At 70.6% G+C, this 25,432-nt stretch carries 24 protein-coding genes and 1 pseudogene; 14 read left to right on the forward strand and 11 right to left on the reverse strand.

Translation table 11 applies throughout. The annotated features are described in order from the left end of the window. Positions 1-44: 44 nt before the first annotated feature. From ACZ5XZ_RS01130 to ACZ5XZ_RS01160, 7 genes are all read right to left on the reverse strand, one after another. Positions 45-1,442: an MFS transporter gene (locus ACZ5XZ_RS01130; protein WP_468973262.1), complete on the reverse strand. Its 1,398-nt coding sequence runs from the start codon at positions 1,440-1,442 to the stop codon at positions 45-47. A 106-nt stretch (positions 1,443-1,548) separates the two neighbouring features. Beyond that, positions 1,549-2,817: an FAD-dependent monooxygenase gene (locus ACZ5XZ_RS01135; RefSeq protein WP_468973265.1), complete on the reverse strand. Its 1,269-nt coding sequence runs from the start codon at positions 2,815-2,817 to the stop codon at positions 1,549-1,551. 54 nt (positions 2,818-2,871) lie between these two features. Continuing rightward, the gene (locus tag ACZ5XZ_RS01140; RefSeq protein WP_468973268.1) at positions 2,872-3,903 is read right to left on the reverse strand and encodes a 2,5-dihydroxypyridine 5,6-dioxygenase NicX family protein; all 1,032 of its coding nucleotides are present in this window, start codon (positions 3,901-3,903) and stop codon (positions 2,872-2,874) included. A gap of 336 nt (positions 3,904-4,239) precedes the next feature. Beyond that, positions 4,240-4,998: a trypsin-like peptidase domain-containing protein gene (locus ACZ5XZ_RS01145; RefSeq protein WP_468973270.1), complete on the reverse strand. Its 759-nt coding sequence runs from the start codon at positions 4,996-4,998 to the stop codon at positions 4,240-4,242. 230 nt (positions 4,999-5,228) lie between these two features. Next, positions 5,229-6,632: a xylulokinase gene (gene xylB, locus ACZ5XZ_RS01150; protein WP_468973273.1), complete on the reverse strand. Its 1,404-nt coding sequence runs from the start codon at positions 6,630-6,632 to the stop codon at positions 5,229-5,231. A 43-nt stretch (positions 6,633-6,675) separates the two neighbouring features. Then, the gene (locus tag ACZ5XZ_RS01155) at positions 6,676-7,674 is read right to left on the reverse strand and encodes a zinc-dependent alcohol dehydrogenase family protein (protein ID WP_468973276.1); all 999 of its coding nucleotides are present in this window, start codon (positions 7,672-7,674) and stop codon (positions 6,676-6,678) included. A gap of 74 nt (positions 7,675-7,748) precedes the next feature. Next, entirely contained in the window at positions 7,749-8,540 is a 792-nt protein-coding gene (locus tag ACZ5XZ_RS01160) for a DeoR/GlpR family DNA-binding transcription regulator (protein WP_468973279.1), read from the reverse strand. A 155-nt stretch (positions 8,541-8,695) separates the two neighbouring features. Here ACZ5XZ_RS01160 and ACZ5XZ_RS01165 point away from each other — a divergent pair, with 155 nt between their 5' ends. The 6 genes from ACZ5XZ_RS01165 to ACZ5XZ_RS01190 all read left to right on the forward strand — a co-directional run bounded on the left by ACZ5XZ_RS01165 (position 8,696) and on the right by ACZ5XZ_RS01190 (position 15,165). Next, positions 8,696-10,042, forward strand: coding sequence for an MFS transporter (locus ACZ5XZ_RS01165; RefSeq protein WP_468973282.1), 1,347 nt, complete (start codon positions 8,696-8,698; stop codon positions 10,040-10,042). Between the two features lie 84 nt (positions 10,043-10,126). Continuing rightward, complete coding sequence (locus ACZ5XZ_RS01170) at positions 10,127-11,077, forward strand: sugar-binding transcriptional regulator (protein ID WP_468973285.1); 951 nt, start codon at positions 10,127-10,129, stop codon at positions 11,075-11,077. 158 nt (positions 11,078-11,235) lie between these two features. Beyond that, on the forward strand, positions 11,236-12,627 hold the full coding sequence (locus ACZ5XZ_RS01175; RefSeq protein WP_468973287.1) for an ABC transporter substrate-binding protein: 1,392 nt from the start codon (positions 11,236-11,238) through the stop codon (positions 12,625-12,627). Positions 12,628-12,679: 52 nt separating this feature from the next. Beyond that, positions 12,680-13,576, forward strand: coding sequence for a carbohydrate ABC transporter permease (locus ACZ5XZ_RS01180; RefSeq protein WP_468974141.1), 897 nt, complete (start codon positions 12,680-12,682; stop codon positions 13,574-13,576). Continuing rightward, positions 13,573-14,445, forward strand: a complete 873-nt coding sequence (locus ACZ5XZ_RS01185) for a carbohydrate ABC transporter permease (protein ID WP_468973290.1) — start codon at positions 13,573-13,575, stop codon at positions 14,443-14,445. The genes ACZ5XZ_RS01180 and ACZ5XZ_RS01185 overlap by 4 nt, the downstream gene beginning before the upstream one ends. A gap of 252 nt (positions 14,446-14,697) precedes the next feature. Continuing rightward, positions 14,698-15,165, forward strand: coding sequence for an ATP-binding protein (locus tag ACZ5XZ_RS01190; RefSeq protein ID WP_468973293.1), 468 nt, complete (start codon positions 14,698-14,700; stop codon positions 15,163-15,165). A 201-nt stretch (positions 15,166-15,366) separates the two neighbouring features. Here the strand turns inward: ACZ5XZ_RS01190 and ACZ5XZ_RS01195 are convergent. The 3 genes and pseudogenes from ACZ5XZ_RS01195 to ACZ5XZ_RS01205 all read right to left on the reverse strand — a co-directional run. After that, positions 15,367-15,585 (reverse strand): annotated as a pseudogene (locus ACZ5XZ_RS01195) (hypothetical protein); the annotation flags it as partial. A gap of 68 nt (positions 15,586-15,653) precedes the next feature. Beyond that, positions 15,654-16,373, reverse strand: coding sequence for a DUF899 domain-containing protein (locus ACZ5XZ_RS01200; protein ID WP_468973296.1), 720 nt, complete (start codon positions 16,371-16,373; stop codon positions 15,654-15,656). Between the two features lie 211 nt (positions 16,374-16,584). After that, complete coding sequence (locus ACZ5XZ_RS01205) at positions 16,585-17,457, reverse strand: LLM class flavin-dependent oxidoreductase (protein WP_468973299.1); 873 nt, start codon at positions 17,455-17,457, stop codon at positions 16,585-16,587. Positions 17,458-17,795: 338 nt separating this feature from the next. On the opposite strand from ACZ5XZ_RS01205, the gene ACZ5XZ_RS01210 reads away from it, so the two are divergent. From ACZ5XZ_RS01210 to ACZ5XZ_RS01245, 8 genes are all read left to right on the forward strand, one after another. Next, on the forward strand, positions 17,796-17,951 hold the full coding sequence (locus ACZ5XZ_RS01210; protein WP_468973302.1) for a lasso RiPP family leader peptide-containing protein: 156 nt from the start codon (positions 17,796-17,798) through the stop codon (positions 17,949-17,951). Between the two features lie 206 nt (positions 17,952-18,157). Next, a complete protein-coding gene (locus ACZ5XZ_RS01215) occupies positions 18,158-19,480 on the forward strand; it encodes an asparagine synthase-related protein (protein WP_468974143.1) in 1,323 nt (440 codons plus the stop codon). After that, the gene (locus ACZ5XZ_RS01220; protein WP_468973305.1) at positions 19,473-19,970 is read left to right on the forward strand and encodes an asparagine synthase-related protein; all 498 of its coding nucleotides are present in this window, start codon (positions 19,473-19,475) and stop codon (positions 19,968-19,970) included. The genes ACZ5XZ_RS01215 and ACZ5XZ_RS01220 overlap by 8 nt, the downstream gene beginning before the upstream one ends. Then, the gene (locus ACZ5XZ_RS01225) at positions 19,951-20,211 is read left to right on the forward strand and encodes a lasso peptide biosynthesis PqqD family chaperone (RefSeq protein WP_468973308.1); all 261 of its coding nucleotides are present in this window, start codon (positions 19,951-19,953) and stop codon (positions 20,209-20,211) included. The genes ACZ5XZ_RS01220 and ACZ5XZ_RS01225 overlap by 20 nt, the downstream gene beginning before the upstream one ends. Continuing rightward, positions 20,208-20,633: a lasso peptide biosynthesis B2 protein gene (locus ACZ5XZ_RS01230; protein WP_468973310.1), complete on the forward strand. Its 426-nt coding sequence runs from the start codon at positions 20,208-20,210 to the stop codon at positions 20,631-20,633. Before ACZ5XZ_RS01225 ends, ACZ5XZ_RS01230 begins: the two co-directional genes overlap by 4 nt. Positions 20,634-20,696: 63 nt before the next feature. Further along, positions 20,697-21,335, forward strand: a complete 639-nt coding sequence (locus ACZ5XZ_RS01235) for a helix-turn-helix transcriptional regulator (protein WP_468973313.1) — start codon at positions 20,697-20,699, stop codon at positions 21,333-21,335. Positions 21,336-21,367: 32 nt separating this feature from the next. Then, entirely contained in the window at positions 21,368-21,838 is a 471-nt protein-coding gene (locus ACZ5XZ_RS01240; protein WP_468973316.1) for a DUF3291 domain-containing protein, read from the forward strand. A 561-nt stretch (positions 21,839-22,399) separates the two neighbouring features. Next, positions 22,400-24,232 carry a ricin-type beta-trefoil lectin domain protein gene (locus ACZ5XZ_RS01245; RefSeq protein ID WP_468973318.1) on the forward strand — a complete coding sequence of 611 codons (1,833 nt, stop codon included), beginning with the start codon at positions 22,400-22,402 and terminating at the stop codon, positions 24,230-24,232. 108 nt (positions 24,233-24,340) lie between these two features. Here the strand turns inward: ACZ5XZ_RS01245 and ACZ5XZ_RS01250 are convergent, their stop codons facing one another. Beyond that, positions 24,341-25,357 (reverse strand): helix-turn-helix transcriptional regulator, encoded by a 1,017-nt coding sequence (locus ACZ5XZ_RS01250; protein ID WP_468973320.1) that lies wholly within the window; start codon positions 25,355-25,357, stop codon positions 24,341-24,343. Between the last annotated feature and the right edge of the window lie 75 nt (positions 25,358-25,432).

Consider the following 25,432-nt stretch of genomic DNA (forward strand, 5'->3'; position numbering starts at 1 on the left):
TCCTGTCGTACGTGGTGCTGTGGTGCTGTGGTGCTGATGGGTCGTCAGAGCTGCGCCTGCTCGGGCACCGCCCCGGCCGTGGCCGCCGACGGGTCCTCGCCGGCGCTGTCCAGGGCCCGGCCCTTGGTCTCCGGTGCCGCTATGGCCATCCACACGACGGCCACCAGCACCGCCAGCGCCAGCACCGCGAAGGTCACCGGGAGCCCCAGCACCGGCCACATCACCGAGCCGAACAGCAGCGGTGCGAAGCCGGTCAGCGCCCGGCTGACCGAGGAGGCCCAGCCGAAGCCGCTGGCCCGCAGGGGAGTGGGGTACAGCTCGGCGACGTAGGCGTACAGGACGGGGATGGCCAGCTGCATCAGGAAGCCGAAGGCGGCGATCGTCACCACCGACCCGGTGGGCATCTTCATCACCAGTGCGAAGACCACCAGCGCCAGCGACCCGACCGGCGCCGAGACCCCGATGATCCACTTGCGGCCGATCACATCGACGAGCGCGGTGGAGACCAGGACACCGAGGATGCCGACACCGCTCATCAGGGTGGTGCTCATGAAGGCGGCCGTGTCACCGAGGCCCTCCTCCTTGAGGATGGACGGCAGCCAGCTCAGCGCCGCGTAGTAGACGAGCATGATGGTGGCGAACAGCAGCCAGGCCGCGGAGGTGATCCGGGGACTGAACTTCCAGATACGGCCCAGCTGTTCGGCGGCCGCGGCCACTCCGCGCGGCCCCGAAGCGGCGACCGGCTCGGGGATGACGTAGGGCTCGGCGGGGGCGCCGGTGCGGGCGACGAGCCCGTCGATGACCTGCCGGGCCTCGGTCTCCCGGCCCTTCTTCGTCAGATAGATCGGCGACTCGGGGATGCCGCGGCGCGCCCAGAACAGCAGCAGCGCGGGCAGCACCATCGTCGCGAGCATCCAGCGCCAGTTCCCCTCCAGGGGCAGCATCGCCGTCGAGACGAACCCGCACAGCGTCACGCCGATCGGCCACCACAGATCGAGCGCGGTCAGCACCCGGCCCCGGTACTTGCGCGGCGAGAACTCGCCCACCAGCGCGTAGTCGACGGGGATGCAGCCGCCGAGCCCCACACCGGCGAGGAAGCGCAGCCCGAGGAAGACCGGGTAGTTCGGCGCGAGCGCGCCGAGCACCGAGAACAGCGCGAAGATCAGCAAGGTGACGCTGAAGGCCTTCTTGCGCCCGATCCGGTCGGCGACCGCGCCCCAGGCGATGGCGCCCACGGCCATGCCGACGAGGTTGGCGGTGGCCACCAGGCCGCGCGCGCTGAGCGAGAGGTCGAAGTGCGCCCCCAGCAGCGGCATGAGGAAGCCGTTCAGGGCGATGTCATAGGCGTCGAAGAGGTAGCCGAGGCCACCGATGATGAAGATCCTGCCCTGGACGGACCATCTCCAGGGGAGTTCCTGAACGATCTGATCTCCTGTTTTCACGTTCGCTCCACGGTGTTGCGGGTCGGTACGTGCGGCATCATCGCGGACGTGAAGCTCATCGCCCTCGCATGCGGGTGTCGGATGCAGGTTCCTGCAAGAAGAAATTTCAGCGGGCGAACTGGTAGGAGAATGCGCCGCTGTCGTGGTCGTTGAGCGGGGTGCCGCCCCACAGCCAGCGGTACGACAGGTCCGACTCGCCGTCGAAGTTCTGGAGCTTGGCGTCCCTGGCCCGCTGCTCCGGGCCGTCGGGCAGGTGGTAGAAGGTCTTGTTCTGCAGCGAGGCGTCCTGGACCATTCCGGCGTGTCTGGCGCGCCGGTCGACATAGCGGCGCAGCGCCTCCTCGACGCCGCCGGCGGTGACCGCCCCCAGCTCCTCGGCGAGGACGGCGGCGTCCTCCATGGCCTGCGAGGCGCCCTGCGCCTGGTAGGGCAGCATCGCGTGGCAGGCGTCGCCGAGGAGGGCGACCCGCCCGTCCATCCACACCGGGTCGCGCCGCCGGTGGTGGAGCGCGAAGACGGAGACGTCCTCCTTCGCCTTGGACAGCATCGCCGGTACCCGGTCGTCCCACCCCGGGAAGGCGTCGACGAGGTCCCCGGCCGTCGCGGGGAGGGTCCACTTCTCGCGGACCTCGTCCGTGCACGGCACGCACGCCACAATGTTGAGGTACTCGCCGCCGCGGATCAGGTAGTGCACGAGGTGCCGGTCGGGCCCGTACCAGATCGTGCTCTGGTAGCGGTCCACGAGCCAGCGCGTCGCCGGGTCGGCCGCGATCAGCTCGCCCGGGATCAGCGCCCGGTAGGCCATCTCGCCGGAGAACAGCAGTGTGTCGGGGGCGCCCATCAGTTCGCGGACCCGCGAGCGGATCCCGTCGGCGCCGATCAGCACGTCGCAGGTGTGGCGCCGGCCGTCCTCGGTGACCGCCACGGGGCGCTGTGGATCCGTGCGGTCCAGCGCGGTGACCTTGCTCGCGGTGTGCACCGCCACGACGGGGCCGGGCCCCGCGGGGTCGAGGCAGGCGTCCAGCAGGACGCGGTGCAGGTCGGCCCGGTGGTAGTGCCAGTAGGGGGCGTTGAACTCGTCCTTGCAGCGCTGCCCCAGCGAGGTCTGGCCGATGACGCTGCCGTCCTTCCAGCGCCGCCGCACCTGGTCGAGCGGCTCGGTGTGGATGGCCTCCAGCTGCCGGCGCAGTCCCAGGCCCAGCAGGATCCGGCTGGCGTTGGGCGCGGTCTGGATGCCCGCGCCGACCTCGCCGAGCTGCGCCGCCTGCTCCAGGACGGTGACCCGCAGACCGCGCTGCCGCAGTGCCAACGCGGCGGTCAGCCCACCGAGACCTCCCCCTACGACGCCGACTTCGTACGACTGACTGGACGCCACTCTTCCTCCAACTCACGGGCGACTACGGATGGTTCGCGGTACGGCGGGGCGGGCTCAGCGCTCGGCGAGCCGTCCCGCGGTGACCACTTCGGTGCCGTCCACCGCGACGGTGCAGCCGCGCATGGCGATGTCGAGATGAGCGTAGGACTCCCGGCCCAGCACCGGATGGGGCCCGGTCGACCACAGGAAGTTCCCGGCGAAGGCACGGGCGTCCATGCCCATCAGGTCGTCCTTGCCGTACATCGCCGTGGCGAACCAGTCGGCCGAGCGCATCAGTCCCCAGCCCATGTGGGAGAGGCTGCGCGCCCACTGGTCCCGTGCGTCCTCGAAGAACGTCGACAGCATCGCGGCCTCGGCGCCGCCGGACACCTTCTCGATGTGCCCGCCGGCGATCTGCAGTGTGACGGGGTCGCGCACGTACTCCTTGAAGGGCAGCAGGATGTCGCCCTCGGCCAGCACGATCTGCCCGTCGGAGATCTCCGGCCAGCACAGCACCATCGTGCTCGGCCAGTGGTCCCAGCGGCCCGGATCGTCGGCGAACCCGCACTGGAACTCCGGCTTGGCGCCCGCCAGTTGCACGGTCAGGTCGGTGCCGGCGTCCGAGGTGACCCGCATGACGGAGGACCGCTTCAACAGGTCGACGCCTTCTTGGACCTCGGCCTTGTCGCCCTCCTCGGGCAGGTTGCGGACGAGCACGTCGGGGGCGTCGCAGACGAAGATGATGCGGGTGCCCGTGCGCAGGATCTCCTGCTGGACCGGTGCGTGGATGAAGCCCTCCCGGGTCAGGTCGACGACCAGGTCAGCGGACTTCAGCAGGTCCTGCGCGGTGGTGTCGTCGAGGACGGAGACCAGGCCCGGACCCGCACCGGTGTGGGTGCTGGGCATCGGGGCGGGGCTGCCGCCCGGCACCGTCGCGGCGATGACATGCGCACCGCACGCCTTCGCCGCACCGAAGGCCGCCGCCACGTAGTCGCCACGGCTGCCGGGCTCCGCGAGGACGACGACATGCTCGCCGCTGCGGACCTTGCACAGCCGCAGTTCGCGGGTGAACGCATCGAGCAGATCGACGGACGAAAGATCGAACACGGGGTTCCTCCCAGGGCTCGCTTACGGGTACCGCGCACGGCCGTCGTGCCGACCGCGGCATCCGGCGGCCCTGCTCGGGACGCGCCGGTCGAGGGGGACGGGGGAGCGCGGGGCAGCGCGAAATCGCCCCGCGGCACAGGGGTTGACCAGCGGATTCGACACGATCGGAGCCGCCCGACGGAGATAATCCGAACACGTACGATCTGCCTTGGCAAGGGGCGCGCGCCGAGTCGACACGGTTCTTTCCCGACGGCCCGACAGGAGGACCCGCCGCTACGCACCGTCCCCCGGCCCCGCCGAGGAGGCAGGACCGGGGGACGGGAGGTGCGGGGAGGTTCAGGCGGCGAGATGGAAGCCGGCGCCGACTCCGCCGTGGGCGTTCATCGCGTCGATGATGCTCAGGATCGGCGAGCTGTGCTGGGCGCCCCAGGCGTTGCCGACCAGCGTCTGACCGTTGACGACGGGGGAACCCGAATCACCGCCGTCGGTCCAGATGAGGTGGGTGAACCAGATCCCGTTGGTCCCCAGCTTCACGCCGCAGGTGAGGCCGGTCCGGTGGCCCTCCTTGCACATGCGGGTTCCGTTGGCGGGCGGGGCGCCGATCGACGTGATGGTCACCTGTCCGACGGTGCTGGTGGGGGCGACCCGGCTCTCGTCGAGTTTGATCACCGCGTAGTCCAGGCCCTTGGGGCCGGAGTTGAGCAGGTTGTTGGGTGTGCTGACGTACGTCACCGTGCCGATGGCCCCGGTTTCCAGGTCGGGGCGGCTGTCGGCGATCGGAGCGGGGGAGAAGGCCGTGCCCGCCGGCGAGGCGTCGCGGTAGACCCGCTCGCCGACCAGCTTGTTGCCCTGCTCGTCGATGAAACAGTGCGCGTTGGTCAGCCCCACCAGGTTGCCGGCCGAGTCCCGGCCGACCGCGGTGAGGGTGCAGATGTAGTAGCTCGTGGGCGTCTCCGGCGTGGGATTCAGCCGGAAGATGATGCCGGTGCCGCCTCCGACGGCCGTGCGGGTGTCGGCGCTCGCGGACGGGGCCGCGGCGAGGGTCATGCCTGCCAGGAGGAGGGTGAGGCCGAGGGCGCGTAACACACGTAACATGCGATCACTTCCCGTGTGGGCTGGGTCGGTCGGAACAAGGACGCGGGACTGCGGCCTCAGCCAATCGCGGAACCCGCCCCTCGGGAACGCCATCATCTCTTTTGGACCATGTGAACCGCGTCACGCGCCCGCCCGGAGGGGGCGTGGACCGCGGCGTGGGCGCGGTCAGTTGACGGGGCGTCCGGGAAGTTCGGGGCGTCCGAGGCGTCGGTCGCCGGGCGCCGGGGCGGTCATCCGTACACCAGCGCCCGCGCGTCGGCATAGGCCTCGCGGATGCGGCGGCCGGCCGAGCCGTCGGACGGTACGGGGATCTGCCGAGCCGCTGCGAGTGGCCAGTGCGGCGGCTCGGGCGTACCCGCCAGGGCCCAGGCGGCCTGCCGGGCGGCGCCCAGGGCGACGTACTCCCCGGGTTCGGGCACGGTGACCGGGGTGCCGAAGATCTCGGCGGCGATCTCGCCGACCACCGGAGCCTTGGCCGCCCCGCCGATGATGTGGACGCGTCGGGCGCTGACGTCCTGGGCGCGCAGCCGGTCCAGGGCGTCGGCCATGTTGCACAGCATGCCCTCGACGGCCGCCCGGGCGAGGTTCGGCGGGTGCATGTTCGCCTTGCGCATGCCCATCAGACTGCCCGCGGCCTCGGGGAGGTTGGGGGTGCGCTCGCCCCCGAGGTAGGGGAGCAGCACCAGGCCGCCGGCGCCGGGCTCGGCCTCGCGGGCCAGGGGGTCGAGGTCGTCGAGGGCGATGCCGAGCATGCGGGCGGTGGAGCTGAGGACCCGCGCGGCGTTGAGGGTGCACACCAGCGGCAGGAAGCGGCCGGTGGCGTCGGCGAAGCCGGCGACGGCACCGGTGGGGTCGGCCGCGGGGTGCTCGGAGAGGGCGAAGGCGGTGCCGCTGGTGCCCAGCGAGATCACCACGTCGCCCGGCTGGATGCCCAGGCCCAGGGCCGCGCCCATGTTGTCGCCCGTTCCCGCCGCCACCAGGGCCCCGTGCGGTGTGCGGCCCGCCGCTTCCTTCGGGCGCAGCACGCGGGGCAGTTCGGGGATCCGGCCGCCGAAGGCGAGGGCGAGCAGATCCCTTCGGTAGGCGCCCTCGGCCGGGGACCAGTAGCCGGTACCCGAGGCGTCTCCCCGGTCCGTGACCGCTTCGGCGCCGGTAGCGGGGCCGCCGCACAACTGCCAGGTCAGCCAGTCGTGCGGCAGCAGCACCCGGTCGGTGCGGTCCGCGTGGTGCGGCTCGTGCTCGGCCAGCCAGCGCAGCTTGGCGACGGTGATGGCCGCGACCGGTACGGTGCCGACCGCCCGGGCCCACTTCTCCGGTCCGCCGAGCTCGGCGACGAGATCCGCGGCGGCCTGCGCGGAGCGGGTGTCGTTCCACAGCAGTGCGTCGCGCACCGGCCGGCCGGCCCCGTCGAGGGCCACCAGGCCGTGCTGCTGTCCCGCGACCGCGAGGGCGTCGGTGTGTTCCAGCAGACCGTCGCCCGCTTGGAGCAGAGCCTGCCACCAGGCCTCGGGGGAGACCGCGGTGCCGTCGGGATGGGCGGCGCGGCCCTGGTGGAGGACCTCCCCGGTGTCGGCGTCGCAGACGACGACCTTGCAGGACTGGGTAGAGGAGTCCACCCCGGCAACTGTGGGCATGACGATGTCGCTTCCGTGCAACTCGACGGGACGGTAAGGGGGTTCAGGCCTGCGGACGGAGCTGGATCTTGCGGCCCGTTCCGTCGCGGAACGTCTGCAGGGCGGCGGCGAAGTCGTCCAGCCCGAAGCTGTGGGTGATCATCGTGTCGGCGTCGATGACCCCCTTGGCCATCAGGTCCACGGCCCGCCCGAAGCTGTGCAGGACGGCCATCGATCCGACGATGGTGATCTCGTCGTTGTACACGCGGAACGGTGAGAAGGACGCCTTGGCGGCGGACGGCGCGACGCCGAACTGCTGGAAGGTGCCCCCGCGTCGCACCCGGCCGAGGCCGTCCTCGATCACGGGGATGACGCCGGTGCAGTCGATCACGGTCTCCCAGCCCTGCGGCCGGTCCAGCGCCGCGGAGCTCACCGCCGTGGCGTCCGCCCCCAGCCGTCGGGCGACCTCCAGACGGTCGGTGTTGATGTCGACGACCGAGAGGGAGGCGGCGCCCGCGGCCTTGGCGAGCTGGAGCATCATCAGCCCCATGGTGCCCGCGCCGTAGATCAGGTAGTGGTCGCCGAGGCGGCGCGGCAGGACGTCGAAGCCGCGTACCGCGCACGACAGCGGTTCGATCAGCGTGCCCTGCGCGATGTCGACGCCCTCGGGCAGCCGGTAGCAGTTGGCCGCCGGGACCTTGACGTACTCGGCCATCGCGCCGTCCACGGTGTCGCCGATCGCGCCCCAGTTCTCGCACAGGTTGCCGTGCCCGATCGAGCAGTAGTGGCAGGCGCCGCAGAACAGTGACGGATCGACGGCGACCTGCTCCCCGGTGCGCAGCCCGGTCACTCCCGCCCCCAGCGCGACGATCTCGCCGGTGAACTCATGGCCGGGAATGATCGGATACGGGGTGGGTGCGAACTCCCCCTGGACGATGTGCACATCGGTGCCGCAGATGCCCACCGCGGCGGGGGCGACGACGACCTCGCCGGGGCCCGGGGTGGGGTCCTCGACGGTGGTGACCTCGTGGTGCCCGGGGGTGTGGATGACGACAGCGCGCATGGATCGGGGCCTTTCTCGGGGAGGCGCTCGGGGGAGTGCGCCCGGGGGTGCGGGGAGCTGCGGCGGGGGCCGGCTCAGCTGTGGGGTTCGATGGTGCGGATCTCGACGCCGAGGTCGCGGACGGGCTTGAGTTCGCTCTCGGGGGTTTCGGCGTCGGTGACCAGCAGGTCGTAGCCGCTGACATCGCCGTACGGATAGGTGGCCGTGCGGCCGAACTTGCTGTGGTCGACGGCCAGTACGGCGCGGTCGGCGGCCTGCAGATACGCCTGCTTGTTGTCCGCGTACTCGCGCACCGGGTGGAAGAGGCGGCCGCCGCTTATCGACGTGGCGGTGACGAAGGCGACGGTGGCGCGGATGTCCTGCAGCTGCCGCCGGGTCTGCGGACCGGCGCAGGACTCGAAGTCCTCGTAGAAGCGGTCGCCGAGCAGCGTCACCTCGGCCGGCGAGCCCGCCAGGAGGTAGGTGATGCGCAGCGAGTTGGTGATGACGCGGATGCCTTCGACGGCCGCGAGCCGGCGGGCGAGCGGGAAGAGCGTGGAGCCGCAGTCGATCAGCACCGTGTCCCCGGGGGAGACCTCCGCCACCAGCGCGTCCGCGATGGCGGTCTTGACCGCGACATTGGCGTGCTCCCGGAAGCGCAGCGCGCTCTCCATGGCGACGTTGGAGAAGGCCGTCGCCACTCCGCGGCCCTTGCGCAGCAACTGGCGCTCATGGAGGTTGTCCAGGTCCCGGTGCATGGTCATCACGCTGACGCGCATCCGCTCGGCGAGGTCGGCGATGCGGATCTCGCCTTCCTGGGCGACATGGCGCAGCACCGCCTGCCGGCGCTCCTCCACCTCTGCCTCGGAGCCGCGACTCGGTCGCATCGTGGGCACCCCCGTTCGTTTCGCCGGCGGTCGTCGCCGTGCTCTCACCCTAGAACATCACACACTTTATGTGAAGCTCTTGAAATTCTCTGTGAGGTTGTTCAGTCTGATGGCCATGTTCGGGCGAACGCCCGGCCCCTCAGGAGGTCCCCGCCGTGCTGCGCACACCCCGAAAGCGCGATCTGTCGCTGCCCCGCCCCGCCGTCCTCGGGATGCCCCGGGCCCTCCTATGGGGCTATGTCGGCGTTCTGCTGTTCATGGTCGGCGACGGTGTGGAGACCAGCTATCTGCCCGCGTACTTCAAGACCGACCTCGGCTTCGCGGAGGCCGGCGTCGGCATCGTCTTCACGGCGTACGGAGTCACCGCCGCGGTGGGCGCCTTCCTGGCGGGCGGGCTGTGCGACCTGTGGGGACCGCGCCGGGTGATGATGGCCGGGGCGGCCTGCTGGGTGGTCTGCCACGCGCTGATGCTCTCGGTCGCCGTCCCCGCCCACTCCTACCCGCTGATCCTCGCCACCTACGGCCTGCGCGGCTTCGGGTATCCGCTGTTCGCCTACGGGTTCATGGTCTGGATCATGGCGGGCGCCCCGGAACGGCAGCTCGGCAAGGCGCTCGGCTGGTTCTGGTTCTGCTTCACCATGGGCTACCCCGTCCTCGGCTCCGCCCTGGTCTCGTTCCTCAAGCCCTCGATCGGCTTCTACCGCACGCTGTGGGTGTCGCTCGCGATGATCGTCGCGGGCGCCCTGGTCGTCCTGCTGCTGTTGCGGGAACGCACCGGATTCCAGGGCCTGTCCAGGGAGTCCGAGCGCGTCGGCCTGCCCCGTACGTTCCTGGGCTGCTTCACCGTCATGTTCGCCGAGCCGCGCGTGGGCTTGGGGGCGGTGGTCCGGCTCATCAACACCACGTCCCAGTTCGGCGTGTGGGTCTTCGTCCCGCTCCACCTCGTCGACCAGGTCGGCTTCCGCGCCCAGGAGTGGGCCTCACTGCTGATCGTCATGATGGCCAGCAACCTCGCCTGTGTGGTGTTCTTCGGTGCGCTCGGCGACCGGTGGAGCCGGCGCAGGACTGTGGCCTGGCTGGGCGGCGTGGTCTCGGCCCTCGCCTGCCTGGCGCTGTACTACGTACCCGAGGTCGCGGGGCACGACTACCTGCTCGTCGCGATCGCCGCGGGCGCGCTGGGTGTCGGCATGGCCGGATACGTCCCGCTGCCCCCGCTGATGACCGCGCAGGCCCCCGAACGCAAGGGGCAGATCATGTCGGCCTACACGCTGGGCGCCGGGGCCAGCATGGCCCTCGGCCCGCTCATCGGCACGCTCTTCATCGGGTCGATCGGCATCGGTGGAGTCATGTGGATCTACGCCGCCCTGCATCTGCTCAGCACCGTCCTCGTGCTGTGCATCAAGACGCCCGAGCCGCGCACGGAACCCGGTGCGCCCGCCGTCGTGCACCAGGCGGAGCGGCAGGAGGTGGAGGCGTTGACAGCGCCTTCCCGGGGGCTTTAATGGAGAAAAGGTGCATATGAGACGCATGCGCTCACGTGAGCAGTGACGTGGGACGGCGTCCCGTCCCGGAAGGCCAGGGCTGTTATGCGCACACACCACACCGGCCCGGAATACCTGGTGCAGACCGCCGCGATGGCCAAGAGGTTCTACCTCGAAGGCAAATCCAAGATGGAGATCGCGGAGGAGTTCGGGATCAGCCGGTTCAAGGTGGCCCGGACGCTGGAGTCCGCCCTCCGCGAGGGCCTGATCCGGCTGGAGATCCGTCTGCCCGCCGAGCTCGACGCCCCGCTCTCCGACGCCCTGCGCACGCGATACGGCCTGCGGCACGCCATCGTCATCGACTCCCGGCACGAAGACCCGGACGACACGGCCCAGGCCACCCGCCGCCTCGGTGCGGTCACCGCCGACCTGCTGGCCGAGATCGTCACCGAGAACGACGTCCTCGGCCTCGTCTGGGGCCCCGAGGTCGAAGCCCTCGGTCTCGAACTGACCACACTCGCCCGATGCACGGTCGTCCAGCTCTGCGGAGTCACCCCGCTGCGTCCGGTCAATGTGTCGGCCGTCGAGGCGGTGCGCCGGGCCGCGACCATATCCAGGGGCGTGGTCTACCCGATCTACGCGCCCCTGCTGCTGCCCGACGCCACGGCGGCCCGGATGCTGCGCGAGCAGCCCGGCGTCGTCGACGCGGTGCGCCGCTTCGGCGACGTGACCAAGGCCGTCGTCACGGTCGGCGGCTGGGGCCCGGGGCTCTCCACCGTCTTCGACGCGCTCAGCGACGCCGACCGGGAGGACTACCGACGCCGGGGCGTATGCGCCGAGGTCGCCGGCCGGCCGCTCGACGCCGAGGGCCGCGACATCGTCCCCGAACTCACCGAACGCATCATCGCCATCAGCTTCGACGAACTGCGCAAGGTCCCCGACGTCATCCTCATGGCCGACGGCGTCGAACGGGCCACCGCCGCCGCGGCGGCACTCAAGACCGGCCTCTTCAACGGCGTGGTCACCGACGCCGGGGTCGCCGAGAGCCTGCTCTGAGACGACGCCGTGCTCTGCGGCGACGCCATGCTCCCAGGCGCCGCCCGCGCGACCGGGGGCCCGCGCGTCGCGTCCGTGGGCGCCAGTTCCTTGCTCCGTTGGGGGGAGTGCGCAAGGAAACCGGCATTGTTGCCGCGGGCGGGTGAAAGGTGCCAGTCGTGAGAGCACGACGCCGTGGCAGGAACGGCCCTGGCCGCTTCGGCCGCTTCGGCCGCGCGGTCGGTGGGGCCGGTGTGGCCCTGGCCGTGGCGGCCGGCGGCTGCTACCGGGGCGCCGGCGATGTCGGCAACCGCGGCCGCGACACCCTCAACGTGCTGATGGTGAACAACCCGCAGATGGTGGATCTGCAGAAGCTCACCGCCGAGCACTTCACCAAGGAGACCGGTGTGACGGTGAACTTCACCGTGCTGCCGGAGGACGATCTGCGCGACAAGATGAGCCAGGACTTCTCCAGCCAGGCCGGGCAGTACGACGTGGCGAGCGTGAGCAATTACGAGACGCCGATCTACGCCCGCAACGGCTGGCTGACCGAGCTGGGTACGCGTGCCGCCAAGGACCGCTCGTTCGACCAGGGCGACATCCTGGCCCCGGTCCGCACGTCCCTGACGGCCGCCGACGGGAAGGTGTACGCGGAGCCGTTCTACGGCGAGTCGTCGTTCCTGATGTACCGCAAGGACCTGTTCAAGGAGGCCGGGCTGAGCATGCCCGCCCATCCCACCTGGCGGCAGGTGGCGTCCCTGGCCGCCGAGCTGGACGGCTTCCGCAAGGGGATGAAGGGCATCTGCCTGCGCGGCCAGCCCGGTTGGGGCCAGCTGGTAGCCCCGCTGACGACCGTGGTGAACACCTTCGGCGGTACCTGGTTCACCAAGAACTGGCAGGCCGAGGTGGACAGCCCGGAGTTCACCAAGGCCACCCGGTTCTACGTCGATCTGGTCCGCAAGCACGGAGAGGCGGGCGCGCCGCAGGCCGGCTACACCGAGTGCCTCAACGACATGCAGCAGGGCAAGGTCGCCATGTGGTACGACGCGACCGCCGGCGCCGGTTCGCTGGAGAGCGCCGATTCCAAGGTCGCGGGCAAGGTCGGCTACGCACCGGCCCCGGTGGAGCGGACCGCCAACTCGGGCTGGCTGTACACCTGGGCGTGGGGTGTGCAGAAGGCCAGTAGGAACCAGGACGCGGCCTGGAAGTTCATCCGCTGGGCCTCCGGCAAGGAGTACGAGCAGCTGGTGGGCCGCACCCTGGGCTGGTCGAAGGTGCCCGGCGGCAAGCGGGCCTCCCTCTACCGCGATCCCCGGTACATCCGCTCCGCCCGTGCCTTCGCCGGCCCGACCGAGCGGGCGATCAGCTCTGCCCGGCCCGACGACCCGGGGCTCCAGCCCCGCCCCGCGCCCGGGATCCAGTTCGTGGGCATCCCCGAATTCGCCGACCTCGGCACCAAGGTCTCCCACGAGATCAGCTCGGCCATCGCCGGCAAGCAGAGCGTGCCCGCCGCCCTCCGTCACAGCCAGCGACTGGCGCGGGAGGTGGCCCGTGCCTACGGAGGCGGCTGACGCATCGCGGCACGGCTCACACGGAACCTCCCACACCCGCCGCCGTCCGGCCCTGGACCGGGCCAGGGCCCGGGCCCGCCGCGCGCCCCTCCTGCCCGCCCTGGTCTTCCTGATCGTCGTCACCCAGCTCCCGTTCGTGGCGACGGTGGTGATCTCCTTCCTGCGCTGGAACGCCCTCGCCCCGGACAACCGCGGCTTCGCCGCCTTCGGCAACTACCGGGCCGTCTTCACCGACCCCGTGCTGCGCAACGCGGTGTGGACCACGATCCTGCTGACGGTGACCGTGGTGCTGGTCAGCCTGCTGCTGGGGCTGGGCCTCGCGCTGCTGCTGGACCGGAGCTTCCGCGGCCGCGGCATCGTGCGCACCCTGCTCATCACCCCGTTCCTGGTGGTGCCCGTCGCCTCCGCGCTGCTGTGGAAGCACGCCCTGTTCAACGCCTCGTACGGGCTCCTCAACGGCTCACTGACCTGGCTGTGGAGCCTGTTCGGCAGCGACGACCCACCACAGCCGGACTGGTTGACCAGCGCTCCGCTCGCCGCCGTGGAGGTGGCGCTGATCTGGCAGTGGACACCGTTCATGATGCTGATCCTGCTCGCAGGGCTGCAGAGCCGGCCCACCGACGTCGTCGAGGCCGCGCGGGTGGACGGCGCCTCCGCCTTCGACATCTTCCGCTATCTGACGCTGCCCCACCTGCGGCGCTATCTGGAACTGGCCGCCCTGCTCGGGACCGTCTTCATCATCCAGAACTTCGACGCGGTCTTCACCATCACGTCGGGTGGCCTGGGCACGGCCAACCTCCCCTACACCATCTACCAGACCTTCTACCAGGCCCACGACTACGGACGGGCCTCCGCACAGGGCGTCGTCGTGCTGATCGGCTCCCTGCTCGTGGCCACCCTCGCGCTGCGCACCGTCTCGTCCCTGCTCCGCGAGGAAGGCCCCCGATGACCGGCGCGCCGCGCGCCGCACACCGGCTTCCCGCTTCCGCCCGCCGTCGGCGTCGCCGGAGCGCGTACCTGGGCCTGCTCGCCTGGCTGTGCGGTCTGCTCTTCTTCGTGCCGGTGGCGTGGATGGTGCTGACGTCCTTCCACAGCGAGACGGACGCGGCGAGCAATCCGCCGAGCGTGGGTGCCCCTCTCACCCTGCACGGCTACCGCGAGTTCTTCGGAGCGGGCACCGGCGTCAGCCCCTGGCCGCCGCTGATCAACTCCCTGACCGCGGCGGTCGTCTCCACACTGCTGGTACTGGCGCTGGCCGTACCCGCCGCGTACGCGCTGTCGATCAAGCCGGTGCGCAAGTGGAGCGATGTGATGTTCTTCTTCCTCTCCACCAAGATGCTGCCGCTGGTCGCCGGACTGCTGCCGATCTACCTCGTCGCGCAGAACACCGGGATGCTCGACAACATCTGGCTGCTGGTCATCCTCTACACCTCGATGAACCTGCCGATCGCGGTGTGGATGATGCGCTCCTTCCTGGCCGAGGTCCCGGTCGAGATGCTGGAGGCCGCATCGATCGACGGCGCCGGACTCCACACCACCCTGCTGCGGATCGTCGCCCCCGTCGCCATGCCGGGCATCGCCGCGACCGCCCTGATCTCCTTCATCTTCAGCTGGAACGAACTGCTCTTCGCCCGGGTCCTGACCGGGATCGTGGCCGGCACCTCTCCGGTGTTCCTGACCGGCTTCGTCACCAGCCAGGGCCTGTTCCTGGCCAAGGTCTGCGCCGCCGCCACCGTCATCTCCCTCCCGGTGCTCCTCGCCGGGTTCGCCGCCCAGGACAAACTCGTCCAGGGCCTCTCCCTCGGAGCCGTGAAATGACGCCCGTTCGCCGGGCATCACTGCTCCGCCACGGACCGTCACGCAAGATTGCGGCAATACCGCTCGTCTGAGCAGAAACAGCTCATCTTTCAAAACCGTGACCGCAGGCTATTGACACCCCATTTCACGGATCTTTAATGGAAGGGAAATTGCATATATGAGCTGTTATTGCTCACATGAGCAAAAAGCCGCAGATGCGGCCGCGTTGATCGCACGCTTTGCTTGCTTGAAGGGTCAAGGAAAATGACTGTTGTGGCTGAATTCGCCATCCCGCGTGATGTCGAACTGACCTCTGCCTCGTGCGCATTGCCGGCAGTCCTGTCCTCCGCCCGGCAGGCGCGCACCCTCACCTCGGAATTTCTGCGAATGCGGGGCGAGGACGAAGAATTCATCGAAGCGGCCGTACTGATCGTCTGCGAGCTGGCCACGAACGCCATTCGCCACGGTGCCCGGCTGCTCGCCGAATACGGGCGCGAGCGGGGGCCGGATTCCGTGATCGCCCTCAGGCTGGCGTTGGAATCCGATGTGCTGCACATCGAGGTGCACGACGGCTCCGTGATCCTGCCCGTCCAGCGTGCGGCCGGGCGGGAGGAGGACTGCGGACGCGGGATGATGATCATCGCTGCGCTCGCCGAGTCCTGGACGTGCGGACTGGATCCCGCGGGCGGCAAGTGGGTCCGGGCGACTCTGCGACGGTCGACCGACGCCCCCCAGGGCTGACCTGCAGCTGACCTGCGCCGCCGCGACCGTCAGGCAGGCCACGGAGAGCCAAGAGACCCCCCTAGGGGGCGTCCCGGACGGGCTGGTACGTGAGGAAGAGGAGGTCGTCGCCAAGGGTGCGGGCGCTGATGAGGCGCAGGGGTTCTCGTCGCCGACTTCGCCGAAGAGGCGCTCGCCGGCCCCGAGCACGACCGGGAACACGGTGAGGCGCAGTTCGTCGACGAGGTCGTGCTCCATCAGCAACTGCACGAGTTGGATGCTGGCGTAGACGACGATGTCGCCGTCCAGCTCCTGCTTGAGCCGGGAGACTTCGTCCACCACGCTTGAGCTTGGCCCACGCCTCGCGGTCCTTGTCCCCCATCTGGAGGAACCAGCCGCCGCGGCTGAAGCCCTCCTCGCCGGTGGGGTCCTGGACGACACCGTCGAGCGAGACGTTCTCGCTGATGATGATCTTCCCCGTCTCGGTCTCCTCGGCCGGCGGTCTCAGCTCACCGGTGTCGTGGCCCTCGGCCGGTCTGGGCCACCCACTCCGGTGCCGGCTCGGCCTCGCCGTATGCGTCGTGCCAGTTCCACCATTCGTAGGGCGGGGTCTGGGGGTATCCGTCCGGCGAGTCCTCCCAGATCTCCTGCCGCCCGAGCGCAGTGATGTCGAGGTAGCTCCAGAGGCTTCCCATCGCCTCGTCGCCGCGGGCGTTGACGAAGTACGTGCGGAACACGCGGTCGCCGTCGCGGAGGAACGCGTTCGTGCCGTGCCACTCGTCCACGCCGAAGTCGGTGTCGAATGCGTCGGTGATGGTGTACCAGGGCATCGCCCAGCCCATCCGTGCCTTGACGCGCTCGATGTCCGGCTGCGGCGCACGCGACACGAAGGCGAGAGTGGTGTCGCGGGCGTGCAAATGGGCAAGGTGGCCGACCTGGTCGGCCAGCATGGAGCAGCCGCGGCAGGCGTGGTCGGGCCAGCCGAAGACGCCGGGCTCGAAGAAGGCGCGGTAGATGATCGACTGACGGCGCCCCTCGAACAGGTCGAGCAAACCCGCCCTGCCCTCGGGCCCGTCGAACGCGTACTCCTTCTCCACCGCCTGCCACGGCATCCGCCGGCGCTTGGCGGCCAGTGCGTCACGGGCGTGGGTGAGCCGCTTCTCCTCCACGAGCAGCTGCTGGCGCGCTGCCTCCCACTCCTGCGGTGAAACGATCGCGGGTGTCGTCATGGCGAAGTGCACCTTCCAGTGCGGTCCGAGCGCTCGCGCCGGGCCGGGGTGTGAGGGGGCGCCGCTCAGCAGGACCCCCTGCGTCCGGGGTCGACCGCCACATGGCACGGGTGCGCACCGGTACGCCGCACAGCTCTGGCAGGGCCTCGTCCCCGTCCGGCTCGTCGACCGTCACCATTCCTGTCTACTCCTGCCGCCACTCCGGGGCACCTCAGACGACCGGCGGCCCCGCTTCGGCGCGGCGCAGTACCGGGGGCAGGCGGTCCAGATCGGGGCCCGTCTGGACCTGCCGCTCGTCCCACCAGGTGGCGCCGGCGTCGTGCAGCGGACCGATCACGTCCCTGGCCTTGGCCGGGTCCAGGGGCGTGGCACCGCCGAGCACGAACTCGAAGGGGTACCCGGCACGCTCGGCCCCCTCCGAACGCTGCTTGCGCACATAGCCGACCAGCTCCCGTACCTCTGCCGCATCCGGCACATGGCCATGCCGCGCCGACTCGAAGAGCGGCACCGCGCCGTCCCACCGCGCGGCTCGCCGCATGGGCGGGCGACGCGGCCAGAACCCGCCGATCCAGATCGGCGGACCGGGCCGCTGAACGGTGGCGGGCAGCAGCGTCACGTCCCGGGCCTCGTAGTGCCGGCCGTGGTGGTTCACCGGCTCGCCGGACCAGAAGTGCCGCAACAGCTCCAGCCCCTCGTCCAGCCGCTCTGCGAGGACGCGTGGCTCGGCGGCGTCGCCGAAGCTGCGGTATTCGTCCTCGATCGGACCGCCCAGACCTGCGGCGAAGATCGCCCGGCCGCCGCTGAGGTGGTCCAGGGTGGCTACTTGGCGGGCGAGTTGCTGCGGACGGTAACGGGGGACCGGCGTCAGCAGCGTGCCCAGCCGGATCCGGGAGGTCGCCAGCGCGGCCGCGGTCAGCAGCATCCAGGGGTCTGCGAAGGGGCGCCCCTGGTGTTGTCGGTGCAGTACGTGGTCCCAGACGAAGAGCCCGTCCCAGCCGGCCTGTTCGGCCGCGGTCGCCACGGTCGCGACGTTACGGGGGTCCGCGAAGTCACCGAAGTTGGGAATGTTCAGGGAGAAGCGCATCACAGCAGGATGCGCAACCGGCCGTGAAGAGGCAATGGGAGGCGGAGCCAGGCGACTTCAGGCCAGGCCACCGACAAGTGTCGTGACCGTATGGTGAGCGGGGTGCCCAGTCCGGCGTCGTTTCATCGGCATTTCATTCCCCGCTGCCAGGGTCGATGGGTCGGTGCTGAGAGCGCGCGACCGGATTCATATCCGGGCTGCCCCGTGTGCAGGGGCCTGTCCGATCCGGCTCAGTGAGAAATGGGTGGACGCATTCGGAAACTCTCAGCCTGGCAGAGCAGATCTTTTTGCCGGTAGCGGCTGGATCGTCCACCCGTGTTGATCTGGAGGTGCTCACCTTGATCGAAACGCAGAACATCGAGACGCGGAACATCGAGACCGCTGACGTGTACGAGTCCCCGCTGCTGACCGAAGTCGGCGACTTCGCCGACCTCACCCAGGGCAATACGGGGCTTTACCCCGAGGCGGGCGCTACCTGGTACGTCTGGTCGTGACCCGGTGTGCGGGTGCCGGTGTGTGACCGCCGTGCGGCGCGGGCCGGCACCCGCACTTTTCCGTTGGGGGTCCTCGTGGGAGAACCGCCGACGGGAGGAGTCCAGGGTCCGGCGAACCGGGCCGGAGCCCGTTCGCGTTTCGGGGGCAGGCGTGCCAGGGAGCGTTTCGGCGCGAGGTGTTGAGGGTGGGCTGCTGAGTGAGTGACATGGTGGCGAGCTGGTTCGTGGCGCTCCCGGATCGGGAGACGCGGCAGGGATGTGCGGCACGGTTGCGGGAGGCGGCCGTCGAGGTGGTGTGCCATCCGTCGGGCCGGCCGTGGCTGGTGGGTTCGTGGCCGTCGGAGCGGATGGTGCTGGCTTCGGAGGGCGGGCGGATGCTGGCGGTCGTGGGCACCTCGTCCACGACCCCGGTGGACCTGACGGCCCGTCTGAAGAGGGTCCGTACGGTCGCGGACGTCGAATCCGCGCTGCACGGGGTGCACGGCAGTTTCCATGTGGCCGCGTCCGTGGACGGCCACCTGTACGTCCGCGGGAGCGCCTTCGGAGCCCGGCGCCTGTACCGCGCGGAGGTCGGGGGAGTGACGGTGTGCGCGGACCGGGCCCGCACGCTGGCCCACCTCACGGACGCCGACCTTGATCCGGCCCGGGTCGCCGCCCGTCTCGCCGCGCCCTGCCTGCCGCACCCGTTGGCCGACGCCGGGATGTGGACCGGGGTGGAATCCGTCGAGCCCGGCCACGCTCTCCGGGTCGCTCCTGACGGACGTACGTGCACCACCGCGTGGTGGCGGCCACCGCCCGCGCACCTGCCCATGGTGGACGCCGCGAGCCTGTTGCGTGAGGCCCTGCGGGCCGCCGTGGCGCTGCGTGTGCGTCCGGGCCGGGTGCTGGCCGCGGATCTGTCCGGCGGAATGGATTCCACCTCGCTGTGTTTCCTGGCCGCTGAAGCCGGCGCTCATCTGGTCACCTCGACCCAGCACTGGAACAGGCCCGGCAACCAGGACCACCACTACGCCCGATTCGCCGCCGACCACCTGCCCCACGTCGAACCCCTGGTCTTCCCCTCCGCCGACCTGCCCGCGTGCTTCACCGGTCTCGACGAACGTCGCGAGCCCCTGGAGGAGCCCTCGGGCCTGCTGCGCGACCGAGCACGGCACCGCCACACGGCCGACGCGCTGCGCGCCCGGGGAGCCGAGCTGCGCCTGTCCGGGCACGGAGGCGACCACGCCATCGTGCCGCCCGACCACCAACGGCTTCAAGGCCCGCGGCCGTTGGAGCCTGCCGGCCGCCGCGCGGACCCTCCTGGGCACCGGCTCCTACCCGGCCTGGCTCACCAGCGCCGCCGCACGCCTGCGCGAAGGTGCCGGGACGCACCAGGGCCCCGCCCCGTGGGGACCCCGGCCGGCCCTGCCGCCCTGGGCGAGCGACCATGCCGTGGACCTGGTCGCCACGGCCCTGCGTCGCGCAGCCGCGCACACCGAGCCGCTGGACCCCGACCCCGGCCGGCACGCCTGGCTCCTCCAGATGCGTGAGGCCGGACGCGGCGCCGCCCTCCTCCACGAGGCGTCCAGCACTCATGGACTGCCGACGGACAGCCCCTTCTGCGACGACGCCGTGCTGACCGCCTGCCTGACCGCCCGGCCTCATGAAGCGGGCCACCCCTGGGCGTACAAACCCCTGCTGGCCGCCGCGATGGACGGCCTGGTGCCCGCACACATCCTGCACCGCACGACCAAGGACCACTGCGGCCCCGACTGGTACCTCGGCCTGCGCACCCACCGCCGCCACCTGTCCGGCATCGCCGACACCTCACACCTCGTCACCGCCGGCCTCGCCGACCGGGAGCTCCTGCGCCGCGCCCTGATCAGCCCCGACCTGAACATCGGCGGCGCTCCGGAACTGGAGAACACGCTGGCCGCCGAGGTGTGGCTGCGCGACCTTGCCGCCCACCCCGACCCCGCCCACCTCGTCCCCCGCCGCCACCCACACCAGGAGCACCCCGTTGACACGGCTACGCACTGACGTCGCCTGCTGCCCCACCGACGAAGGCATGGTCCTGCTGGACGAGCGCGACGGCCGCTACTGGCAACTCAACGCCACCGGCGCAACCGTCCTCCAGGCCCTCCTCGACGGCGCCGGCCCTCAGCAGATCGCCGATCGACTCGCCGCCACCCGCCCCGTCCCCCGCGAGCGCGCCGCGGCCGACGTCGCCGCCCTGCTCGACAGTCTCACCCGCTGCGGACTGGTGGTCGGCGCCCCGTGAGCCAGATCCTCGACACCGGCCACCACCGTCCCCCGTTCGGCCGCCGAGCCGCCGCTCGCACCGCCGTCGCCGGCGCACGGTTACTGGCCCACCTGCCGCCCAAGCGTCTGCAGGCCGTCCTGCGGGCCGCCCGCCGTGGAGCGCGACCCGCCGACCACGCCACCGCCCTGCGGGCCCGGCAGGAGGTCACGGCCGTCAGCGTCCTGTGCTCCGGGCACTACTGCCTCCAACGCTCCCTCGCCACGGCCCTGTTGTGCCGCCTCGGCGGCACCTGGCCCACCTGGTCCACGGGGGTACGCACCCCGCCGTTCGCCGCTCACGCCTGGGTCGAAGCCGACGGTCGCCGCGTCGGCGAACCCGACGACACCGCCACCTACCGCACCCTGCTCACCGTTCCCCCGCTCAACGACCACCGCCCGTAGCGTGGAGCCGCGCGGGCGACACAGATCTGTTTCGAGCACTTCCATTGGTCATAGAATCGGCGCGTGACTGCTGAAGATTCCGCATTTGCGGTGCTGGGTGTGCTGGGTGACCCCGTGCGCCGTCGGCTCTATCGACATGTCGCCGCCACCCCGGGTGAGGTGGGGCGCGACGCGGCCGCGGAAGCGGTCGGGATCTCCCGATCGCTGGCCGCCTTCCACCTGGACAAGCTGGTCGAGGCGGGGCTGCTGGCGGTGTCCTTCCGGCGACTGTCCGGGCGCACCGGCCCCGGGGCGGGGCGGCCGGCGAAGGTGTACCGGCGTGCCGAGGGCGAGCACGCCGTGTCCGTCCCGCCCCGGTCCTACGACGCGGCCGGTCGGCTGCTCGCCGAGGTGGTGGAGAACGCCGGCCTGGACCGGGAGCTACAGGCCGCGGCGAAGGCCGCGGGCGCGGCACATCCGGATGCGGCCGCCGACGACCTGGTCGAGGTGCTGCAGGCCCGCGGCTACCAGCCCTTCTGGGAGGGGGAGACGCTGCGGCTGCGCAACTGCCCCTTCCACGCGCTGGCCGAGGAGTTCCCCGCCTTGGTCTGCGGGATGAATCTCGCGCTGCTGGAGGGCCTGGCACCCGAGCAGTGGTCGCCGACGATGGACCCGTGTCCCGGCGGGTGTTGTGTGGCCCTCTCTAAAACAAAAACTCATTGACTATAGAAGTAGGGTCGAGCCATGCTGTGCTCATGACTGGCTTTCACCTCGCGCAGGTCAACATCGGCCGCATCGTCGCTCCGCTGGACGGCCCTGAGTTGGCCGGCTTCGTCGCCCAACTGCCCGAGATCAACGCGCTTGCCGAGCGCAGCCCCGGTTTCGTGTGGCGCATGGTCGACGATGGGGGCGAGGACGCGACCGGTGCCCGCCCCGACGAGAACGACGACATGCTCCTGATCAACTGTTCGGTCTGGGAGTCGGTCGAAGCCCTGCGGAACTTCACCTACCAGACCGATCACCTGCGCGTACTGAGCCGCCGCCGCGAGTGGTTCCACCGCATGGCCGATGCGCACCAGGCTCTGTGGTGGATCCCGGCCGGTCACCGCCCAAGCATCGCGGAGGCGATGGAGCGGGTCGCGAGGGTACGCGAACACGGCCCCGGCCCCCTCGCGTTCACCTTCCGCGACCCCTACCCGGCACCATCCGGGGTCGCGCAGCTGTAGGGCTGTGGCGAGAGTGGGCGCCGGCGAGGTCCTTCTTTCCAAAGGACCCCGATTAAGGACAATGTCGCCTCGGCTTTCGGTGTTCGGCCCGAAGCGGTGTATCGCCAGGCAGTGGTGCTTTCCGGGGCGATCCGGGGCCGTGGCACCGGGCCGCCAGGTCGAGTGCGTGTGCGAACTTCACGGTCCCGTTCGCACTGGCCAGTCGCCTGAGTGCCGGACGGGACGTGGGGTGCGGGGGAGGGGCCGGATATCGACGGGGCCCCGAACCGCGTGAGCTCGCTCTTCCGTCTCCTGTGATCGACGGGCCGGTGATCGCTCGTGCGACGGTCCGTGCACCACCCGCTGGGCAGCGGATCGCGGGCGAGCTCGGTCCCGCTCCGCTGCCGGTACGGCAGCACGGTGCCGCCACGGGGAGTTGGTGGCTTCGGCAGTCCCACGCGCCGCCGGGTGCGGGGGCCGACGGGAGGGGCTTGATCGTTGAGTAGAGGCAACCGTCCGCAGACCCTGGGGACCCTGCGGACCACGAGGACGCGATTACGGTCGCGGCGGTGGATCACCGCCGTGCTCGCCGTCCTGAGCGCGGTGGCGGCCCTGCTGACCGTTCCGTTGACCGCTGCGCCTGCGCACGCGGTCAACGGTGACGGCAGCTCGTCATTCGTCACGTACAACATGCACGGCTCGGACAACGGTGCGAGGTGGACTTCGGAGATCAACCGGCTGGTCGCGAGCTACCCGGTGGTGATGCTGCAGGAGGCCGGCAGCGGGCCACCCGAGCCGCCGGACGATCACCGGACCAATTTCCGGCAGATGCGGCTCACTCCGAACCGCGACCCCCAGCCCAGTTCCTACACGGTCTCGACCTGGGCGGGCGGCCCGAACGGCACCAACCGCTATGTGTACTTCCTGCAGACCGACCCCCGCAGGATCAGCCAGACGAATGAGGACACGTGGGACGGCGGCCAGATGAACCTGGCGACGGTCACCGACACCCGGCCCACTGAGGTCCGCGTCCTGGAGAACAACTACTACGACCCGGACCCGAACGCCCCGAACAACCGTTACCGGGCCCGCCCGTTGCTCGGTCTGCGCTTCGGGAACACCTGGTACTGGAACACGCACGCCCGCGGCGAGGACGTGACCGGTGACGAGGACAGGCCCGGACTGCTCGACCAGGTCCGCAACTTCATGGCCGGGAGCGAACAGCGCGGCCGGAACTGGGTCCTGGCCGGCGACTACAACGTGAACATCCTCAACCGCAACAACGACCAGGCCCGCCAGTCGCTGCATCTGCAAGCCGGCGAGAGCCTGCTGCGCACGGGTCAGCCGACGTTCATCAACGGCGACCACCCGAGCGAGCTGGACTACGCGGTCACCAGCGGCCTGCCCGGCGGCTTCACCGCGACCCGCGCGGACGGTGGCGGATCCGACCACGTGCCCGTGAATTTCGCGCGGACCCCACCGCCTGTCGCGCCCACCGGCCCGTCACACGTCTACGCCACCAGGCTGGCCGCGCCCAACGGCAATCTGCTGCAGGAGAACCCGGACCGCTCGATCGGGATCGGCACCCCCAGCAATGACAGCAGCCAGACCTGGCGCATGTACACCAACGGCGACGCCCTCACCCACTACCTGCGAAACCCCGGCACGGGAGACTGCATCGCCGCCCCGACGGGTGCCCGCCGGGATGCGTCCTCCCAGGTCGTCGTCGGCGGCTGCGCTGATCCGCGGGCGCAGTGGACGATCAGCCACCTCGAGGACGACCCCGCGTGGAACAACGACGGCGGGGGGCCGCAGCGCTGGCAGAACGTGGCCTTCCCCGGGATGTGCCTGACCCCGTCCGACAAGCAGGTGACCGTGGCACCGTGCACGGAGGACGCCGCCCAGCGGTGGTGGGAGAACCCCGCCTCGCTGCCCAAGGACTGGCCGACGACCGCCGGCAACGTACGCCTGGAATCCGCCTTCATGGGCGGCCGCATGCTGAACGGATCCTTTCCCGGGACCCGCATCAACACCCAGCCCGCACCGCCCAAGTGGTGGTGGATCTACTGGCTGCGCTACGAGCGCCAGGACTTCGGCTGGAACATCCAGCGCATCAGCCCGGACGACAACCTGGTCCGCTTCCAGAGCGCGTTCGGCGACAACTACTGCCTGGGCGTCCGCGACGAGCACGCCACCTCGCAGACCGACGCCATGCTGCGGACGTGTGACGACGCGCGCGGCGTCGACGCGGCCGGCCAGCGCTGGCTGGCCGAGACCTACGCGGACGGCACCGTCCGCTACCGCAACGAAGCCAACCACCTCTGTCTGCTGGCCCCCGACGCCGACCGCGGCGGCGTCCGCCTCGCCCCGTGCAACGACATCCTGGCCCAGCGCTGGAGCGTGGTGAACCCCTGAACCCCTGAACCCGAGAACCCACCGGGCCGCCCGGGCCGACGTACAGCCGGCCCGGGCGGCCCGGTTCCCCCGCGGGCCTGGCCTCGCGTGCTTGCCGGCTGAGGGGCGTCACGCGGTGATGGCCGCTACCAGTTCGTTCCGCCCGTAGGTGCCGGTCTTGCGGAAGATCGCCCTGAGGTGTTCGTTGACCGTGTGTACGGACAAGTCGAGGAGCCGGGCGATCTGCTTGGGCGCGGATCCGTCCTGCAGGTGGTGCACGATCTGGCGTTCGCGGGCGGTGATTCCGTACCAGTCGCAGAACGAGGGGAGCAGCAGCGTGCCGGTTGCCCGCTGGATCATGACCGCAACGTCGCCGTCGTCACCGAGGGGTTGTGCCTCGATCGCGGTCCACCAGCCGGTTCCCGCCGAGGGTACGCACAGCCGCGGGTATTGCCCGCGCAGGTTGCGCGCGTGCTCCCGCGCCGCGGCTGCCAGCGCGGCGAACGACGACTCGGTCAGCCAGTCCGGAACGTTCTGTCGAGCCGTCATCGCTTCCAGCCACGGTCGCGCTTGAGGTGTCATGGCCCCGATCCGTCCGTCCGCGGCGACGACGAGCACGCTCGGCGGCGGCGCGTGTACTGACGGGGCGACGGGCCCAGCCGTCACGTAGCTGCGCAGCGCGGTGATCAACGAAGGCCCGACCTCGGCGATCCGCCGTGCGTCAGCACTGTCGAACGGCCGCCCGCCCGCCTCCCTCAGCAGGTAGAGCACTCCCCACACGCCGCGCGTGTCCCGCAACACGAGGCACAACTCCTCACCGACCCCGTACTCGGCGAGGAGCCGGTCACTCACACCTGGGCGATGTCTCCGACCGGCCACCATCACCGGAACCGTCTGCCGCGCCAGGTGATCCAGCTCCCGCACGGCCGCTGCCATGCGGTCAGGGTTCAGTAGCGCGCGGCCGACATCGGGGGCGTACCCGTGCCAGAACGCCAGTGACGTGACGCCCACACCCGACGCCGGGTTCATCACGCCACACCGCAGCGCGTCATGCGCCACCACCGACGCGAGCACCCGGGACAGCGCCGCCCCCGTCTCCTTGAGGTCGGCTCCCGGTACCAGTGCCGCGCGCAGATCCCGGTACATCCGATCCCCGTCAGCCCTCATATGCCCAAGTGTGGGCTCATGTGGATCCGTCAGACGGTATACGTCCGTGTCAAC

It is taken from the genome of Streptomyces sp. NPDC033270 (genome assembly GCF_055576575.1).

Bases quoted from the DNA above. Each gene is read 5' to 3' on its own strand.
- ACZ5XZ_RS01145 (WP_468973270.1), bottom strand. From the start codon at position 4,998: ATGTTACGTGTGTTACGCGCCCTCGGCCTCACCCTCCTCCTGGCAGGC.
- xylB (WP_468973273.1), bottom strand. From the start codon at position 6,632: ATGCCCACAGTTGCCGGGGTGGACTCCTCTACCCAGTCCTGCAAGGTC.
- ACZ5XZ_RS01155 (WP_468973276.1), bottom strand. From the start codon at position 7,674: ATGCGCGCTGTCGTCATCCACACCCCCGGGCACCACGAGGTCACCACC.
- ACZ5XZ_RS01160 (WP_468973279.1), bottom strand. From the start codon at position 8,540: ATGCGACCGAGTCGCGGCTCCGAGGCAGAGGTGGAGGAGCGCCGGCAG.
- ACZ5XZ_RS01170 (WP_468973285.1), top strand. From the start codon at position 10,127: ATGCGCACACACCACACCGGCCCGGAATACCTGGTGCAGACCGCCGCG.
- ACZ5XZ_RS01185 (WP_468973290.1), top strand. From the start codon at position 13,573: ATGACCGGCGCGCCGCGCGCCGCACACCGGCTTCCCGCTTCCGCCCGC.
- ACZ5XZ_RS01200 (WP_468973296.1), bottom strand. From the start codon at position 16,373: ATGACGACACCCGCGATCGTTTCACCGCAGGAGTGGGAGGCAGCGCGC.
- ACZ5XZ_RS01205 (WP_468973299.1), bottom strand. From the start codon at position 17,457: ATGCGCTTCTCCCTGAACATTCCCAACTTCGGTGACTTCGCGGACCCC.
- ACZ5XZ_RS01215 (WP_468974143.1), top strand. From the start codon at position 18,158: ATGGTGGCGAGCTGGTTCGTGGCGCTCCCGGATCGGGAGACGCGGCAG.
- ACZ5XZ_RS01220 (WP_468973305.1), top strand. From the start codon at position 19,473: ATGCGTGAGGCCGGACGCGGCGCCGCCCTCCTCCACGAGGCGTCCAGC.
- ACZ5XZ_RS01240 (WP_468973316.1), top strand. From the start codon at position 21,368: ATGACTGGCTTTCACCTCGCGCAGGTCAACATCGGCCGCATCGTCGCT.
- ACZ5XZ_RS01250 (WP_468973320.1), bottom strand. From the start codon at position 25,357: ATGTACCGGGATCTGCGCGCGGCACTGGTACCGGGAGCCGACCTCAAG.